The sequence below is a fragment of the Actinomycetospora sp. genome, assembly GCF_055612215.1.
Genome location: NZ_JBVPVA010000675.1, coordinates 1 through 14,571, shown reverse-complemented (window position 1 = coordinate 14,571; position 14,571 = coordinate 1). Strand labels below are relative to the sequence as shown.

Here is a 14,571-nt window from a genome sequence, read left to right as displayed (position 1 = left end):
TGTGTCCGGATGTGCTGGCGCGCCTGGCGGTAGGCCGGACCTCGGTGGTGATCACTGGCACCAACGGCAAGACCACCACCAGTCACCTGGTTGCCGCGGCGCTTTCCGGGCGGGGCCCGGTGGCACACAACGCGACCGGGTCGAATATGCCCGACGGCGCGGTCACCGCGTTGATGGAAGCACCGACGGCACGGCTGTGTGTGCTCGAGGTCGACGAGTTGCATCTGAACCCGGTCGTGGATGCGGTGCGCCCGGACGTGGTGGTGCTGCTCAACCTCAGCCGCGATCAACTCGACCGGGTCTCGGAGATTCGTAGCACCGCCCGCAAGGTCGCCGCGGTGTTGGTCGCGCACCCGCAGATGGTGGTGGTGGCCAATGCCGATGACCCGCTGGTGGTGTGGGCGGTCGGAGCGGCGTCGCGGGTGGTGTGGGTCGCGGCCGGGGGGGCCTGGCACGCCGACACGCTGGCCTGCCCGCGCTGCGGGCAGCCGTTGTCCCGGTCGCCGGACGGGGCGAGGTCAGGCTTCTGGGGGTGTGGCCGCTGCGGGCTGCGCCGCCCCGACGCGCACTGGTGGTGGGAACTCGATCAGCCCGACCCACAGCAGCCCGACCCCGATCAGCCGGATGGCGTCGTCGGGCGAACCGGGCAGGAGCAGGCCGACATTGGACGGCGCAGCCGGCAGCACGTCGGCGGTCGCGGCACCACCAATTGTGTGGTGGTGCACCATCTCGATGGGGCGCCGGTGGCGGTGCGGTTGGGGTTGCCGGGGCGGGTCAACGCGGGCAACGCCACCCTGGCGTTGGCTGCCGCCGCGACGCTGGGCACGGACCCGGCGACGGCAGCCGCTGAGCTGGCGGCAGTCCGGGAGGTCGCCGGGCGCTATGGTCGCCTGGCCTACGGAAACCGGCTGGTGCGTAGCTTGTTGGTCAAGAACCCCGCAGGCTGGGGCGAAGCATTTGACATGCTCGCCGGCGAGGGCCCGGTGCTGCTGGTCATCAACGCCCGCGAGGCCGACGGCCGAGATGTGTCGTGGCTCTGGGATGTGCCCGTCGGGGCGCTGCGCGGGCGTGCGGTGGCTGTCGCGGGGGAGCGCGCCGCCGATATGGGGGTGCGGCTGAGCTACGCCGAGGTCTCTCATACCACCCACCGCGACCCGCTGATCGCGATCGAGGCGTTGCCCGCCGGTGAGATCGACACGGTGGCGAACTACACCGCGTTCCGCGACCTCCAGCAAGCCCTGACCGGCATCGATCGCGCCCGGCCTTTCCCAGCTGGTCCCGCGGTCACGCCGTCCGGTCGCCCACCGGTGACCGCGCGGGCCCGCCGCTTGAGGGCCAGAGCACGTTCGGGAGACCGCGGTGCGCGCTGAGAGCGTGGTCACGGTCGCGGTGCTGCTGCCCGACGTACTGGGCACCTATTCCGACGCCGGCAACGCCGTCGTCTTGGCCGCGCGGCTGCGCTGGCGCGGGATCGCGGCCGAGGTCGTGGAGGTCACCGCCGATACCGCCCCACCGGTCGGGTGCGAGCTGTACGTGATCGGCGGTGGTGAGGACACCGCCCAGTACGTCGCCGCTGAGTGGTTGGCCGGCCACCGGGGGCTGCAGAGCACGCTGGCTCAGGGGGCGGTCACCTTGGCCGTGTGCGCCGGACTGCAGATCTTCGGGCACGTCATGACCGACCCGGCCGGAGATGACCACGCCGGGCTTGGGTTGCTCGATCTGTCCACGCGGCCCGGTCCGCGGCGCACGGTGGGGGAGTCGGTGGCCACCTCGACCCTGCCCGGGGTCGGCGAAGTGATCGGGTTCCACAACCATGCCGGGGTGAGCACCCTGGGCCCGGGTGCGCTGCCCTTCGCCGAGACCACTCGCGGGCCCGGCAACCACCCCGACACCCGCATCGAGGGCGCCGTTACTCCCGCGATCGTCGAGCCCGGTCCTGGTCCGGCGACCGGCATCGTGGCCACCTACCTGCATGGCCCGGTGCTGGCCCGCAACCCCGCCCTGGCCGACTATCTGCTGGGCCGGGTGCTCGGCGGCTCGCTGCCCCCGCTCGACGGCGACCGCCTCCCGGACATGCACGCGCTGCGCGCCACCTACCTGAAACGGACATAGAAGCCAGTCGACGCCAGGAGGGGACCGCGACGGGACCGCTCGGCTTGGGGTCGGCGGGTACGCCGCGGGACCCGAAGTCGTGCTGGCCCACACCTCCCCGCGAGGAGGCGAATATTTCGACAGCGCCGCTGCACCTGACTCATCCTCGGCTCGTGGGCCACGGTCTCAACGGCCGTGTGGTCGGCAACTGCGGCACTCGTCGACCGGCAGCGACCCCGGTGAAAGCTGGATCGGGAGCGCGGCGGTGAGCGGGGCATCGGCAAACGCGGCCTCTGTTGGTGGCGCTGTGAGGATCGTCGGCTCAGGTAGGACCTTCAGGTTGCGTCGGGGTCGATCGGCGCCCGGTCCTCGGCGAACCTGAGCTGCCCGCCGGCCGCTGGCGTGCCTTCACCCTGTCCCGGCGCGCAGGCGGTGGGGTCGGGTGTGGGGCCGGTTGTGGATGGTTGCGGGGCCGGGCCGCGAATCGCTGGTGAGCCCGGCGAGCTCAGGTAGCGCCCGCGGGAACCGACGGGGCGGCCAAGGTCGCGGAGTTCGCTCAGTGGTTCCCGCAGTTCGCGCAACGGGGCCCGGAGCTGGTCGACTTCGGGACCGAGCTCGCGCTGCAGACTGCGTGAGGTGTCGTCGGCGAAGGCGCGGACCTGTCGGGTGGTGCGGGCCAACCAGGTCACGGCGGCGGGGAGGCGCTCGGGGCCGAGAACGAACAACCCGATCAGCGCCAGCACCAGCAGCTTCTCAACACTGAGATCCGCGAGCACCACCGCTCCCTTCGTCCGCGCCCGGATCGAGTATGCGCTCCGGCGGGACCTGCTGCCCAAGGCTGCCGCAAAGCCACAGGTTCTACGTCCACCGGTCACGGGCCACTCGTCGTGGCCGCAGTTGGAGAGAAGCCGGTTGGGGTGGACATGACCGGCAGCGCAGCGCTCCCGCCGGCAACGGTCGCTGCGTGGGTCGTTCCCTGCGCAGCTGCCAAACGTCGTCGTCCCGGCACCCGCATTTGGCCCTCACCGTCACGGCCACGGGAAGGGCGATTAATCGCGCTGGGGCTGGGGGACAAGCCTGATGTGGAAAGCACGCACCCGACCGCACCGGCGGACCGCGACCGCCCGCGCCCCCTGCCGCCCCAGGAGGAGGGGGCCCGGGCCGCTCCGGGGGTCGGAGCTCGCGCTCTGCTTCACACCCTCCGGTTCTCACGCCGCGGCCAGCGCGCCGCCTCGCTTGTGATGGTCATGTTAGTCGCGTTCGACGGGGTAGTGGAGCAGCTCTGCACTGCGCTGCAGCTCAGTCCCGCCCACCGCACAATTCTGATCGTGACCGCGCTAACCGGGACGGCGTTATCGACCGCACTAGTGATCAGCGGTGATCCTCCTCCGCGTTAGCATCGTTGAGAGCCCGTCCGGGAATCGCGCTTGCCCTGACTGTCAGAGATGCGCCCGGGAGTCGTGATCATCCCGCTGTGATCACAGATTCGAGGGAGCTCCGACACCGACGGAGCTGTCCGATCGTCCGCCCTGCCTGTGGGCCTTCGCTGAGCAGGTACGAACGCTCTCAGCTGAGCGCTACGGGCCAGTCCGTTCGAGGCCGGCAGGGCCGCTTAGACGGGTTAGTCCGGGTCGTTGAGTGTGTCGCCGACGATTTGCAGGAGCGAAGCTCCCTCCGCGCCGAGCCCGGCCCGTTGTGCCCCGAGGTTCGTTCAGAAGAAGTGTCGGCGCCCGGCCACCGCGCGTCCGGTCGCCCCGAGCACGGCCAGGATCAGTCCGATCACGAGGAGCACGATGCCGATGGTCCACAGAATCGCGATCTTGACGAGGAACCCGACGATCAACAGGATGATTCCGAGAATGATCATGACGACTCCCAGAAGGTGGCGGCCAGGGACGCCCCCCGACGCGGCTGGCGTCATTGTGGGTTCCACGCAGAGGCGAGGCCAGCACCGACACGGTTGGGCCTGGTCGTCCTTCGTGCCGCGCCAGCGGCTCGCGGCCCTCGGGACCGAGGTGGGGCTGGCTGAGTCGCGACGAGGTCGTCGGCGGGTGCACTGAGCGCGCCGGCTGTAGTTCCATTCTCGGTGGCCCGGTCGTTCAGCGCGGTGCTTCTGCCCGGAGCCGTCTCGTCGCCACTTGGTTTCTGCGAATCATCTTCTCAAGCACCATGACGGGCTGGGTCACGAGCCGCTGTGCTGCGAGGTCGCTCGATTCGTCGTCGTGGTCGCCGGGCCGCCCCGTGTATCGCCGGGAACGCGGGTCCGCACCGCTCGACCGAGTCAAGGTCATCCCCGGTGCGGGCTGGAGACGATCGGCACGACTCACCTGGTGCTGCTGGCCGCTACCGGACCGACTCGGGCGGTTGGCCCGCGCATCACAGTGATCACCGCGATGGTCGGGGTGACGCTGCGGGCGCCCGTCGCACCGAGCTCCGCGACCGCCGTGGCGCGGCGGGACGCCCGGCCCGATCGGTGTACGTGCTCTCAGTGCTTGCGGTCACGACGTCAAGGCCCGAGCGCTCGCGGAATGAGGAGGCTGGCTGACGTCGCCGATTCAGCCGCCTGATCGAGGCCGCTTGCCGGGGCGTCCGGTAACGATGACGGTGCCCTCATCGGTTGACTGGGCGTGGCAGCGCGACGGACGGTTCTGGCGGTAGCCGTGCTCTCGATGTCTGCCGCCGGCTCGATTACGGCGGTTTCGGCGCCACTGCACTCCAGAGCCGAGGTCTCCTACCTCGGCGAGACTCACACCATGGTGTCGGCGGATCGGGAGCTCGCGGTCGGGCACCGAGCGTGCGCGCTGCTGGAGTCCGGGGTGTCAGAGGACGACGTGGTCGCAGGTGTGTGGGGGCCCCGAGTGGAGTCGGTGAGGATGGTGTCCTCTGCGCACGTGAACCTCTGCCCTGAGGCGTAGGCGGGCCCGAGGGACACCAGCGATCGGTGACGGCTGGCGCGGGTGTCGGTGCTGTTCGGCCCCTGATCGAGTTCACAGTGGCGCCGTCGGCGGAGGCGGGTGGAGCGCGCGGCGGCGCAGGTTGCTGACCTCGCGGGCGATCGGCCGTGACACTCGGCGACACGACGTGGGAGTGTCCGGAGTCGAACCGCTCATGGCGGTCTCCGGCGTGCAAGGCCACCACCACGACCCCGTCAGCGTTGGGGGCGTTGGGATGTGGGTCGTTGGGGGTGGGGAAGCGCCGGGTTGGACCTGCAATGCCACACCCAGGTGTGAGGATTTGACGCTGCGGGAAACAGCATCGCGATCGATCCCGCGGTGCCGTGTCCTGCTTGATGTCTCCCCGTCCGGCCCGCATTGTCCACCGGGGGCATCTGTGTATGAGAGCGAGCGCTGCGGCGGGCACGACGACGTCGTGGCGGACCGGTACCGGCTCGGCCCGGTCCTGAGCCGGTCGGCGGGGTGCTGCGCGCACCGGGCGCATGACGAGCTGCTGCAGCGGTCCGTGCGCGTGACCCTCGTCGAGTCCGGTCCCACCGAGGGGGCCTCCTTCGCGGTCCATCCCCAGGGCTGGCGTGACCGGGACCCCGAGGTAGCCGAGCTCTTCGATGCCGGCACCGAGTACGGCCGGTTCTTCCTCGTGACCCACCACCCCGACGAGCCCACCCTCGCCGAGACCACCCCGCCCGGTGGTCTCGACCTCGGCCAGCTGCGTGATCTGGGGACCGCGGTCGCGACCGCCCTCGTCCCCCGGCACGAGCGCGGCGTCGCCCACGGCGGTCTCGGCGCCGGCACCGTCGCATTCACCTCGCAGGGGGCGTCGCTGACGGAGTTCGGCCTCCTGCCGTGGCTTGCGCGGTGGGGCGGCGTGCCTGTCACTCCGCCCTACGTGGCGCCGGAGCAGCGCACCGGGGCTGAGTCCGGCCCGGCGAGCGACGTCTATGCCCTCGGCCGGCTGCTCGGCGAGCTCGCCCCGCAGGGCGGGCTGCGGCCCGGCCTCCGCACCCTGCTCGCCGAGATGACCGCCGAGTCCCCGAGCGCTCGCCCGTCCATGGCGGAGGTCCGGCGCCGCCTCGCGAGCCGGGCCTGCCGCGGCCCGTCGCTGGCGGCCGGACCACGCGGGCGTCGGCTCGGCCTGCTGGCCGCCGCGTGCTGCCTCGTCGGCCTCGGCACCGGGCTGTGCGCGTTCGCCGGCGAGGTCCCCGCCGTCGGCAGCGCCGGCGCGACCCTCGCCGCGACGGCCGCCGTGCCGGCGCCGGTCATCCCCATGGTCCCGCTGGTGCCCGTGGCGGGCGACGCCGGGACCGACCGCACAGCGGCCGGCGACGCCGCGTCGGCCACCCCGAGGACGGCGCCACGCACGACCACGACGGTTTCCGTGTTCGACCCGTCGCCCCGGGTCCTCGACGCCGCGGCGCGGACCTCGACCGCGACATCCGACGGGAGCGGCTCCAACGCGGGCGAGGCCGGCGCCGAGACCACCGCACTGGCTTCGCAGAGCACCGCAAAGGATCAGGACCGGGTCCAGGACCGGGACACCACTTCGGCGCCCGCCCCGATCTCGAAGCACACGGTGGGCCGTACCGGCGGGGCTGCCACCGGCACGAAGCACGACCTCGGCGGTGTCCTCAGCGTGGTCGGGTCGTCGCTCGGCCACCTGGATTCGGGCGGGTCCGGGGACGGTGGGCGCGCTGGCACTCGCTCTGGCACGGCCTAGTGTTCCGCCCATAGCCGGCGGCCTCTCATCCGGCTTCGGGACATCCGGGCCCGCCCAGCGGCCTCGGTGGTGATCGCGACCCGGTGGGCCTCCTCGCGCAGAAGCCTCTCCCACACAGCGAAGCCGGGCCCGCGGTGCAGCTCGAGCCGCTCGGCATACAGCCGATTGGGCGACCAGCAGCACCGCCAGGATGATCGGGAGTCGCCGTCGCGGCGCGTCGAGTCCATCAGCTTGAGCAACGCGCCCGTCGCCGGTCGCGGCGCCGGGACACTGACCACCCCGAGCCGGTCCGGTGCCCGGGCTAAGTACTCGTTCTCCTCCCCGGCCACCAGCCCGAGCTGGGGGGCCAGGACCTCAGCTGCTCAGGGCACCTGCAGCCGCGGCGGACGAGCTCGCTCAGGACATGGACCGAGTCGGGACCGGGTAAGACCACCGATGCCGGTAAACGCTGCTTTTGGGGCGTGGTCGGTCCCGATCTTCGCTGGGCTGGGAGCGTTGTCGCTGGCGGCGCTGGTCGCGGGCAGCCGGGGGAGCCGGTCCTTCGGCGAGTCCCGGTGGACCGGCGGGTGGGCCGCCGTGGTGGTGATTGTGGCTGCGGCGGTGTTCGTCTTCGGTCCTGCCCCGGTTGGGTCGATAGCTGCCCAGGGGAGCTCGAGATCCGTCGCGTTCCTGCTCGGGCTCGGCGGCTCGGGCTGAGTGTTGCCGCACCGCGGGATACGCCGCGCCGATCCTGAGGAGTCCTGCGACCCGGTGAGCACCGCTCTTCCCGTCCTCCTGGCCCTCGTGTCGGCCTGCTGCTACGCCACGGCCGCGGTCCTCCAGCGTGTCGAAACCGACCGAGGCGGCGCGGGTCGGACAGGGCACTCCTTCCTGCGCGGCCTGCTGCGCCGGCCGCTTTGGTGGGTGGCCCTCGCCGTGCTGGGACTGGGCGCGGCGGTGCATGTCGCGGCCCTGGGCGTCGGCCCGGTCCCGGTGGTGCAGCCGCTCGGGGTTCTCGCGCTGGTCCTGGCACTGCCGATCGACGCGCGGGTCCGCCGGCGCCGGGTGGCTCGGCGCGAGTGGGCGGGGGCCGCCCTCGTGGTCCTCGGGCTGGTGGCGGTGCTCACCGCGCTGCGCCACAGCCGCCGCCCGCCCGACCCCGCGCTGGTGCCTTTTGTGGTCACCCTGGCGGTGGTGCTCGGCGTCGTCGGGGTGCTCTTCGCTGCCGCGGCACGGCTCCGGCTCCGGACCCGGGGGCTGGTCACGGCCGTGGGAGCCGGAGTGTGCATGGGCAGCACCTCGGTGGCGGTGCACGTCGCGATCGGTGGCCTGATCGGTGTCGGGCCGCGGGATGTCGTGGTCGGAGGGATCGCGCTAGTCGCCGCTGTGATGCTGCCCGTTCTGGGGCTGGGCGCGCAACAGTTCGCCTATCGCGACGGCGGCCTCAACGGCCCCCTCGCCGCGCTGACCGTCACGGACCCTCTGACGGCCGGCGTCGTGGGGCTGACGCTGCTGCAGGAACGTCCGCCGATCGGGCCGACTCTGGTCGTGCTAGCGCTTCTCGGGGCGGTCGCCGCGGCGACTGGGCTGTACCTGCTCGCCCGCACCCCGGAGCCCTCCGGGAGAGGTCCGGGCCCCGGACACGGCCGGGCCGCGGACGTGGCCTCAGGCGGGGTCGGGTGAGTCGACGGTGCCCAGCAGGGCCTGCCGGCGGCCGACGACGGGCGCCGTCCGCAGATCGAGCGCCGTTGCGGGGCTCGCCGCGACCACCGTCCTGGACTGGCCGTCTGGCCGCTCGGGGGGGCCTCACGGTCGTCCGTGAGCTGTGAACGACGAGGGCGGGGCACCTGGCGGGCACGAGTCGCGATCGGGACCGGTGTTGCAGGTGGTGGCGTGTCCGGCCCGCGCGGGTTGACCGGCCCCGCGCCGGCGCCTGGTCGTCGTCGGCGCCGTTGAGGGGCGACGCCCCGGCGCCTCATCGCCTGTACATGGGGGCCGCCGACGATGGGATGATGAGTTCGCTGGCACCCTTCCCCGACTTCGGCCCCCGACCGCGGGTCCGGGCCAGCGCGACGGCGGGGGCGGGGGTCGCTCTGGTCCTCGCGGCATATCTGGTGGGCGTGGTCTGGCCGACCGGGCGGGGGATCGACGACCGGGCCTTGCGCTGGGCCGAGCGCGCCGCGCCCACAGCGAAGCCTGCCGTGCACATCGGCATGGCCTACGGGAGCCCGGTTGTGGTCGTGGTCGGGGTGCTCGTGCTGGTCGTGGGCGCGGTTCGGCACGGCCGCCGCGCCCGCGCCGCACTCGTGCTGGTCCTGACCGTGGGCCCGGAGGCGGCGGCGCAGGTCCTCAAGGCCCTCCTGCCGCGTGCGGGTGGGGCGACGAACACCCTGCCCAGCGGTCACGTCACGATGCTTGCTGCGTTCGTGGTCGTGGTCCTGGCAGGGTGCGCCTGGCGTCGGGCGGCGGTGGTCGTCGGCGTTTTGGTGGTGGTGGCCGGGGCCGCAGGAACGATGGTCATCGGATGGCATCGGCCCAGTGACACGGCGGCTGCCCTCGGGGTGGTCGCGACGTGCTGGGGGGCAGCCGGACTGATGGGCGGAGCCCGGCCCGGCCCGGAGGCGTCGGGCCCGGAACCGAAAGTCGGGCCCGACATCTGGGATCGACCCACGGTGCCCATGGGGCGGCCGCTTCCGGACCCGCACGTGCGCCGCCCCGGCGGCCCACCACCGCCCCGCCCCGTTCCGCGGCGCCCGTCGTCGCGGCCGCCGGCTCCGGGGCAGCCACCGCGCCCTCGGGGTGGCGGGGCTCGTTCCTCCCCGTCCGAGCGGTTTCGGCCTCTGCGGTCACGAGGCGCGTTCACGAACGACACGTGGTCCGGCCCCGACGATGCCGGGCTATGATGCCCCTTCCGCGGTTTCCTTCGGATTATAGGTCGTTTCGGGGCGCCGCTGCGGACCACAATGGCGGTGCGCCGCGTCGCCGGGCGAGGCCGGCGGCGCGCCGTGCGTCGGATGCGCGCGGAACATCGTCGATCGCCTCATGCGGATCGGTGAGGCATGCCGAAACCACCTCGAGCTCACGGTCGCCTATCCGTCGCGGGCCGAGGCCGATCCGGCCGGACTGGCGTTTGGCGATCCTGGAGTCTGCGACGGTCGCGTGCTGAGGTCGAACTCTGAGACGACAACGTCGTCCGGTGTGGGGGCGGCTTGGGCGACGACTGGTACGCCTCGTACCGGGACTGCTTCGCCGGCGAACGATGGCCACCTGACCTACGGCGGCGCCGAGGACGGCGAGCTGCGCCAGATCCCGGTCCGCCACGGCGTGTACGCCCTGTGTCAGGTTGTGGAGGACCTGCGCTCGGCCCGGGTGCGCTTCGACGGCGACGACCGGCTGGGGACGTGTTCGACCCATTGGGGGGGTGCGTGCGCTCGGCCAAGCCTTCGTCGACGAGCTCGAGCACCGGGAACGGGCCGGGTCGTGCGGGAGCCTCAGTGGTCAGCAGCTACTGGCCAGGGGTGCGAGCTCGGGTCTCGCTCTCTGAGAACTGGCTCCGGGCCAGGACGTGCTCCTGATCAGCGACGAGGGGACGCTATCGGCAGAGGGTGCCTGTGAGGGCATAGCCGCGCTCGCGCGGGCTGATCGCCAGGATCTCGGGGACGCCGACGACAAGCGTGGTCTGGGCTTGCTCACCCTGGCCGATTCTGTGGGGCGCGCGGGTCGGGGCAGGCATGCCCGTGGTTCTCACCGTGATCCTGCTCGGGCTTGGATTCCCCTACACACCAACCCAGATCGGGCTGACCCTGTTCACGGTGGCCTGCCGACGTTCTTCCTCACCGGATGGGCCCGCCTGAGGAGCCCCGGGAGGACCTGCTGGACTCACTGGCCCGGATCGTGAGCCCGGTCGGCGTCCTGACCGCCCGATTCGCCAAAGTGGTCTACGCCTACTTGTGCCGCCAGATCACCGTCGGCTTCACCGAGTCACTCCTTACCGGCGGCCGCGCTCCTCGGGCAGTAGACGACGCTGCCGTCGAGCGACTTCCATGTTCATCGCGGCGTCGGTCACGCTCGGCGCGCAGTCCGGTCTCTCGGTGTTGGTCTCGACGAGCTCCCTGGTGCTGATCTTACTGCTCAGGCCGCGCATCGGTTGTTCACGCCGTGGACCGGGGTGAGCCCCCGCTCTCGCTCGCGCTCGGTCTCTTCCTCGCGTTCGCCGTCGTGCTGCTCGTGCGGTCACCCGGACCTACTTCGGCCTGACCGCGCCCGACCGCCGGTGGTGCAGGTCCCCGCCGTCGCCCTCGTCGTTGGTTCGTGACGATCAGCTTTGCGCTGCGCTTTCTGCGTCCTCGAGCGGATCACGGTCTCCGCGGCGAATACGCTCGTCCACGGGCGCGAGGGCGTGTCCGCCCATCGCGATGGTCGAGGTGCACTCGGACAACGCACTGTCCAGCACTTCGAGCAGGCGTCGGTCCCTGATTTCGGGGTCGGGACTGCGTCGGGTGAGGCGGCCCAGCCCGGCAGTGATCAGCGCGCGGGTGGAGACCAGGTTCCACGTCCGGCCCCACCAACCACGGCCCGGCACGTCGCTCGCGCGTAACCGGGCGGCTCGCCGGCTCCTCCAGCCCAGCAGCGGCGCGTCCGCGGCGTACTGGTGATTGGCCGCGACGACCGCCCTGGCAACCGCTGCTGCCACACCGGGACGCCCCGGCCCGACAACGGTCAAGGCGGATACACGTGTGATCAATTCCAACCTGGTCTGGTCGCCGACACGGTCGTTGATTTGGCGGGCCAGCTCCGCCATCGCCGGGTGCGTGCAGCGCGGACGGTCGTTGAAGGGTGCTCCAACTAGGAGAGCGGTGTATTCCATGAGGCAGGCACCCTGACCGGGATGACGGTGTGCGCCCCGGGCCAGCACCGGCAATCCCACCAAGCCGCTCCCACTCCGACGCTCGCCTGGTCTACGGTTCATGAGGTCCTCGCTCTCGGTTGTGATCCGGCATCCGGGTGTCGTTCACAGTCCCCGAGCGCCACGATGCGCGGTGCAGATGAGCGGGGCGTGTACGGCTGGCCCACGCGTCGAACCGCACGCAGCGGGGGCGGCTGCGGTCGGCTGCCAGGAGACGTCCCTTGCTGTCGAGCCCGATGGTGGGCACTGGGATCGCGTCAGTGAGGCTGACCTCGCGCGGCGCGCGGCATTCCGTCTCCGATAGCGGGCCCCTGGGGGAGCAGCCGGTCGGCGCCGACCGAGAACCCGACCGTGACACCTCCGCCGCTCGGGGTGGTCACGAACGCCGTTCCGCCGTGCGACTCGGCCACATCCCGCACGATCGCCAGGCCGAGGCCCGAGCCGGGTCGGCCGCGGGCGGAGTCGGTGCGATGGAAGCGGTCGAACACGCGATCGGCCTCGGCGGCCGGGATGCCCGAGCCGTAATCGCGGACCGTCGTCGTCCCGGCCCGTACCGCGAGCTCGATCGGCTCGTCGGACTCGTCGAACTTGGCTGCATTCTCCAGCAGGTTGCCCGTCGCCCGATCCAGCGCCGCGCGCCAACCCCGGACGAGCGAGTCGTCGGCGTCCACGATCACGCTGCGCCCGGTGCGACGCCGGAGGCGTTCGGCCGCTTCTTCCGCGACCTCGCCCAGGGCCACGTCCTGTTCCAGCTCATCCGAGCGGCCCGAGAGGGCGAGCTCCACGAGTTCGTCGACCAGGTGGGAGAGTTCGCGCGTCTCGCCCTGGACGTCGTTGAGCAGCCGATCGCGGGCATCGGGGGAGAGGTCCGCGAAACGGCGGAGCACGCTCGCGTTGGTGCGCAGGCTCGTCAACGGGGTCCGCAGCTCGTGCGCGGCGTCCTGGACGAGTCGGTCCTGGGCCTCACGGGATGCGGCCAGGCGCCCCAACATCGTGTTGAAGGCCGCCGAGAGGCGTCCGACCTCGTCCCGCCCCTCGACGGACACGCCCTCGGCGAGGTCGCCGCGTCCGCTGACCCGTTCGGCGATCCCGGCCAAGCGCTCAAGGCGCCGCGTGATCCTGCCCGCCAGTAGCCACCCGGCGCCCGCGGCGATCAGTAGGACGACAGCGCTCACCCAGGAGACCTCGATCGCCATTCCTCCGAGCACTCTGTGGGAGAGCTCGACGTCGAGTGCGACCTGCAGGGCCCCGCGCCCGTCGGCCAACGAGGTCGTGAGCACGCGGTAGGTTGTTCCGGTGACGGTCACCTCCGTGGTGTCGGTCTGGCCGGGTACGCCGATCGCGGCGAGGGTGCGGGCGGCGTCGGTGACGGGGATGGCTGTCGGGCTTCCGCCGAGTGTCGTCACCCGCCCGTCCGCGGTGACCAGCCGCCCCACGATGGCCTGGCCGCGCCGGAGGTTGGCGTCTGTGCCGTCCCCGTCTCCGTCGCCGGGACGCTGCCCGTGTGGTGGGCCTCCCGGTGTCGCGAGAATGCCGGTCTCCCCGGCGGCCAGCGCGGTTTCGGCAGCTTGCAGGGTGGTGTCGTTCGAGGCGGTGATGCGGGTCTCCGCCGCGTGGTAGCTCAGGACGCCCACCAGCCCGGCGACGACGGCGCTGACGAGAGCGAACGCGAGCGCGAATCGGGTCCGCAAGTTCACCGCGGGCGCACCGTGTACCCGACCCCGCGCACCCTGTGGAGCGGGGGCGCTCCCGCCTCGGCCAGTTTGCGACGCACATAGCCGATGTAGACCGTCAAGTTCTTCGGGTCCACGCCGAAGTAGTAACCCCCGGCCGCGTCGGTCCCGAAGGATGCCCGACGCAGCAGAGGGCGTAGCCGAGCGAGCAGCTCGTCGAGCTCAAAGGGCTTGGGCAGGTAGTCGTCGGGCCCGGCGGCGAGGCCCGCGACTCGGTCTGCGGTCTCCTGCCGAGTGGTGAGCATCGGCACCGGGGGGCGGTCCCCGTGGCTGCGCAGGACGCGGCAGACGGCCAGGCCGTCCACCCCGGGCATCAGCACGTCGAGCACCGGGGCATCGAACGTCTCGCGTTGCATCAGGGTCAACGACTCGACGCCGTTGGCGCCGACCTCATAGCCCTCGAGCGCTCGCGCACGGGCGAGGGACTCACGGATGGCCCGGTCGTCGTCGGCTGCCAGGACTCGCTGGAGCACGTCACCGCCCGTGACGGGGGAGAGGCGGGTGCAGCACGTGCAGCGTGCTCCTGCCCGGCATCAGAGCACGGCCCCGACCACGGCCCATGCCAGCAACCACAGGACCGCCAGGACCAGCAACAGGGCGGCTAGGCGTCGCTGCCCGGGACCGGGCGGGACGCGGCGAGCCGCGCCGGGCCCGTCCCACAGGGTCGCCCGGGCCCGCCACACCAGCGCCGCCCACAGGGTCTCCCACTCGGGCACGTCGGGGCCGTCGAGCAGCGCGTCCGCCCCACGCGCAGCGCCGGGGAGGTCGCCGAGGAGGGCCGGCAGTTCATGTCGGTGCACCGCGGCGTAGGCCGCCGCGACCCGGGCCTCGGTCTCCTCGAGGTCGAGTCGGCCCTCGCCGAGCGCCCGGTGCAGCGCGCGCACCGTGTCCTCCCGCTCGGCGTCTGAGGTACGGATCAGCCCCGGTCCCGCGGGGACGTGGTCGCGGGGTCGCTCAGTGCTGACCATGGCCGCTCTCCTTCGCGTGAATCGCGCGTCCTGACGGGACTGAGGGTCGCGTCGGGTTGGTGTAACTCCGATCAGCTGAGCGCGCTCACGCCGTGATCGCAGCGGTTCGACGACCGCCTCCCGAGCCGCTCGGCTTCCGGCCGGGGCTCGGGAGGCGGGTGGTGGGGCGGGTGCGGGGGTCCCCGTCCCACCGGTGTCCCCGGTCGACGTCACCGGGGTGGGT

General features: G+C 72.2%; 11 protein-coding genes. 5 read left to right on the top strand and 6 right to left on the bottom strand.

The window, feature by feature from the left end; translation table 11 throughout:
* On the top strand, positions 1 to 1,370 hold a 1,370-nt coding region (locus AC0CYZ_RS18570), incomplete at its 5' end, for a MurT ligase domain-containing protein (protein ID WP_472217982.1).
* Complete coding sequence (locus AC0CYZ_RS18565; RefSeq protein ID WP_472217980.1) at positions 1,360 to 2,112, top strand: type 1 glutamine amidotransferase; 753 nt, start codon at positions 1,360 to 1,362, stop codon at positions 2,110 to 2,112. The genes AC0CYZ_RS18570 and AC0CYZ_RS18565, both read left to right, overlap by 11 nt.
* 314 nt (positions 2,113 to 2,426) lie before the next feature.
* Here the strand turns inward: AC0CYZ_RS18565 and AC0CYZ_RS18560 are convergent, their stop codons facing one another.
* Positions 2,427 to 2,867, bottom strand: a complete 441-nt coding sequence (locus tag AC0CYZ_RS18560) for a twin-arginine translocase TatA/TatE family subunit (protein ID WP_472217978.1) — start codon at positions 2,865 to 2,867, stop codon at positions 2,427 to 2,429.
* A 935-nt stretch (positions 2,868 to 3,802) separates the two neighbouring features.
* Positions 3,803 to 3,958, bottom strand: coding sequence for a DUF6131 family protein (locus AC0CYZ_RS18555; protein WP_472217977.1), 156 nt, complete (start codon positions 3,956 to 3,958; stop codon positions 3,803 to 3,805).
* 802 nt (positions 3,959 to 4,760) lie between these two features.
* Between AC0CYZ_RS18555 and AC0CYZ_RS18550 the strand changes: the two genes are divergently transcribed.
* From AC0CYZ_RS18550 to AC0CYZ_RS18540, 3 genes are all read left to right on the top strand, one after another.
* Positions 4,761 to 5,006: a DUF732 domain-containing protein gene (locus tag AC0CYZ_RS18550; RefSeq protein WP_472217975.1), complete on the top strand. Its 246-nt coding sequence runs from the start codon at positions 4,761 to 4,763 to the stop codon at positions 5,004 to 5,006.
* Positions 5,007 to 5,421: 415 nt separating this feature from the next.
* Positions 5,422 to 6,762, top strand: coding sequence for a serine/threonine-protein kinase (locus tag AC0CYZ_RS18545; protein ID WP_472217973.1), 1,341 nt, complete (start codon positions 5,422 to 5,424; stop codon positions 6,760 to 6,762).
* 750 nt (positions 6,763 to 7,512) lie between these two features.
* Positions 7,513 to 8,424, top strand: a complete 912-nt coding sequence (locus AC0CYZ_RS18540) for a DMT family transporter (RefSeq protein ID WP_472217971.1) — start codon at positions 7,513 to 7,515, stop codon at positions 8,422 to 8,424.
* A 2,635-nt stretch (positions 8,425 to 11,059) separates the two neighbouring features.
* Here the strand turns inward: AC0CYZ_RS18540 and AC0CYZ_RS18535 are convergent.
* From AC0CYZ_RS18535 to AC0CYZ_RS18520, 4 genes are all read right to left on the bottom strand, one after another.
* A complete protein-coding gene (locus AC0CYZ_RS18535) occupies positions 11,060 to 11,542 on the bottom strand; it encodes a hypothetical protein (RefSeq protein ID WP_472217969.1) in 483 nt (160 codons plus the stop codon).
* Positions 11,543 to 11,904: 362 nt separating this feature from the next.
* Complete coding sequence (locus AC0CYZ_RS18530) at positions 11,905 to 13,281, bottom strand: sensor histidine kinase (RefSeq protein ID WP_472217967.1); 1,377 nt, start codon at positions 13,279 to 13,281, stop codon at positions 11,905 to 11,907.
* A 59-nt stretch (positions 13,282 to 13,340) separates the two neighbouring features.
* Positions 13,341 to 13,853: a response regulator gene (locus tag AC0CYZ_RS18525; protein WP_472217965.1), complete on the bottom strand. Its 513-nt coding sequence runs from the start codon at positions 13,851 to 13,853 to the stop codon at positions 13,341 to 13,343.
* A gap of 60 nt (positions 13,854 to 13,913) precedes the next feature.
* Complete coding sequence (locus AC0CYZ_RS18520) at positions 13,914 to 14,348, bottom strand: DUF1707 SHOCT-like domain-containing protein (protein WP_472217963.1); 435 nt, start codon at positions 14,346 to 14,348, stop codon at positions 13,914 to 13,916.
* Positions 14,349 to 14,571: the final 223 nt, after the last annotated feature.

Bases quoted from the DNA above. Each gene is read 5' to 3' on its own strand.
- AC0CYZ_RS18535 (WP_472217969.1), bottom strand. From the start codon at position 11,542: ATGGCGGAGCTGGCCCGCCAAATCAACGACCGTGTCGGCGACCAGACC.
- AC0CYZ_RS18555 (WP_472217977.1), bottom strand. From the start codon at position 3,958: ATGATCATTCTCGGAATCATCCTGTTGATCGTCGGGTTCCTCGTCAAG.
- AC0CYZ_RS18550 (WP_472217975.1), top strand. From the start codon at position 4,761: ATGTCTGCCGCCGGCTCGATTACGGCGGTTTCGGCGCCACTGCACTCC.
- AC0CYZ_RS18520 (WP_472217963.1), bottom strand. From the start codon at position 14,348: ATGGTCAGCACTGAGCGACCCCGCGACCACGTCCCCGCGGGACCGGGG.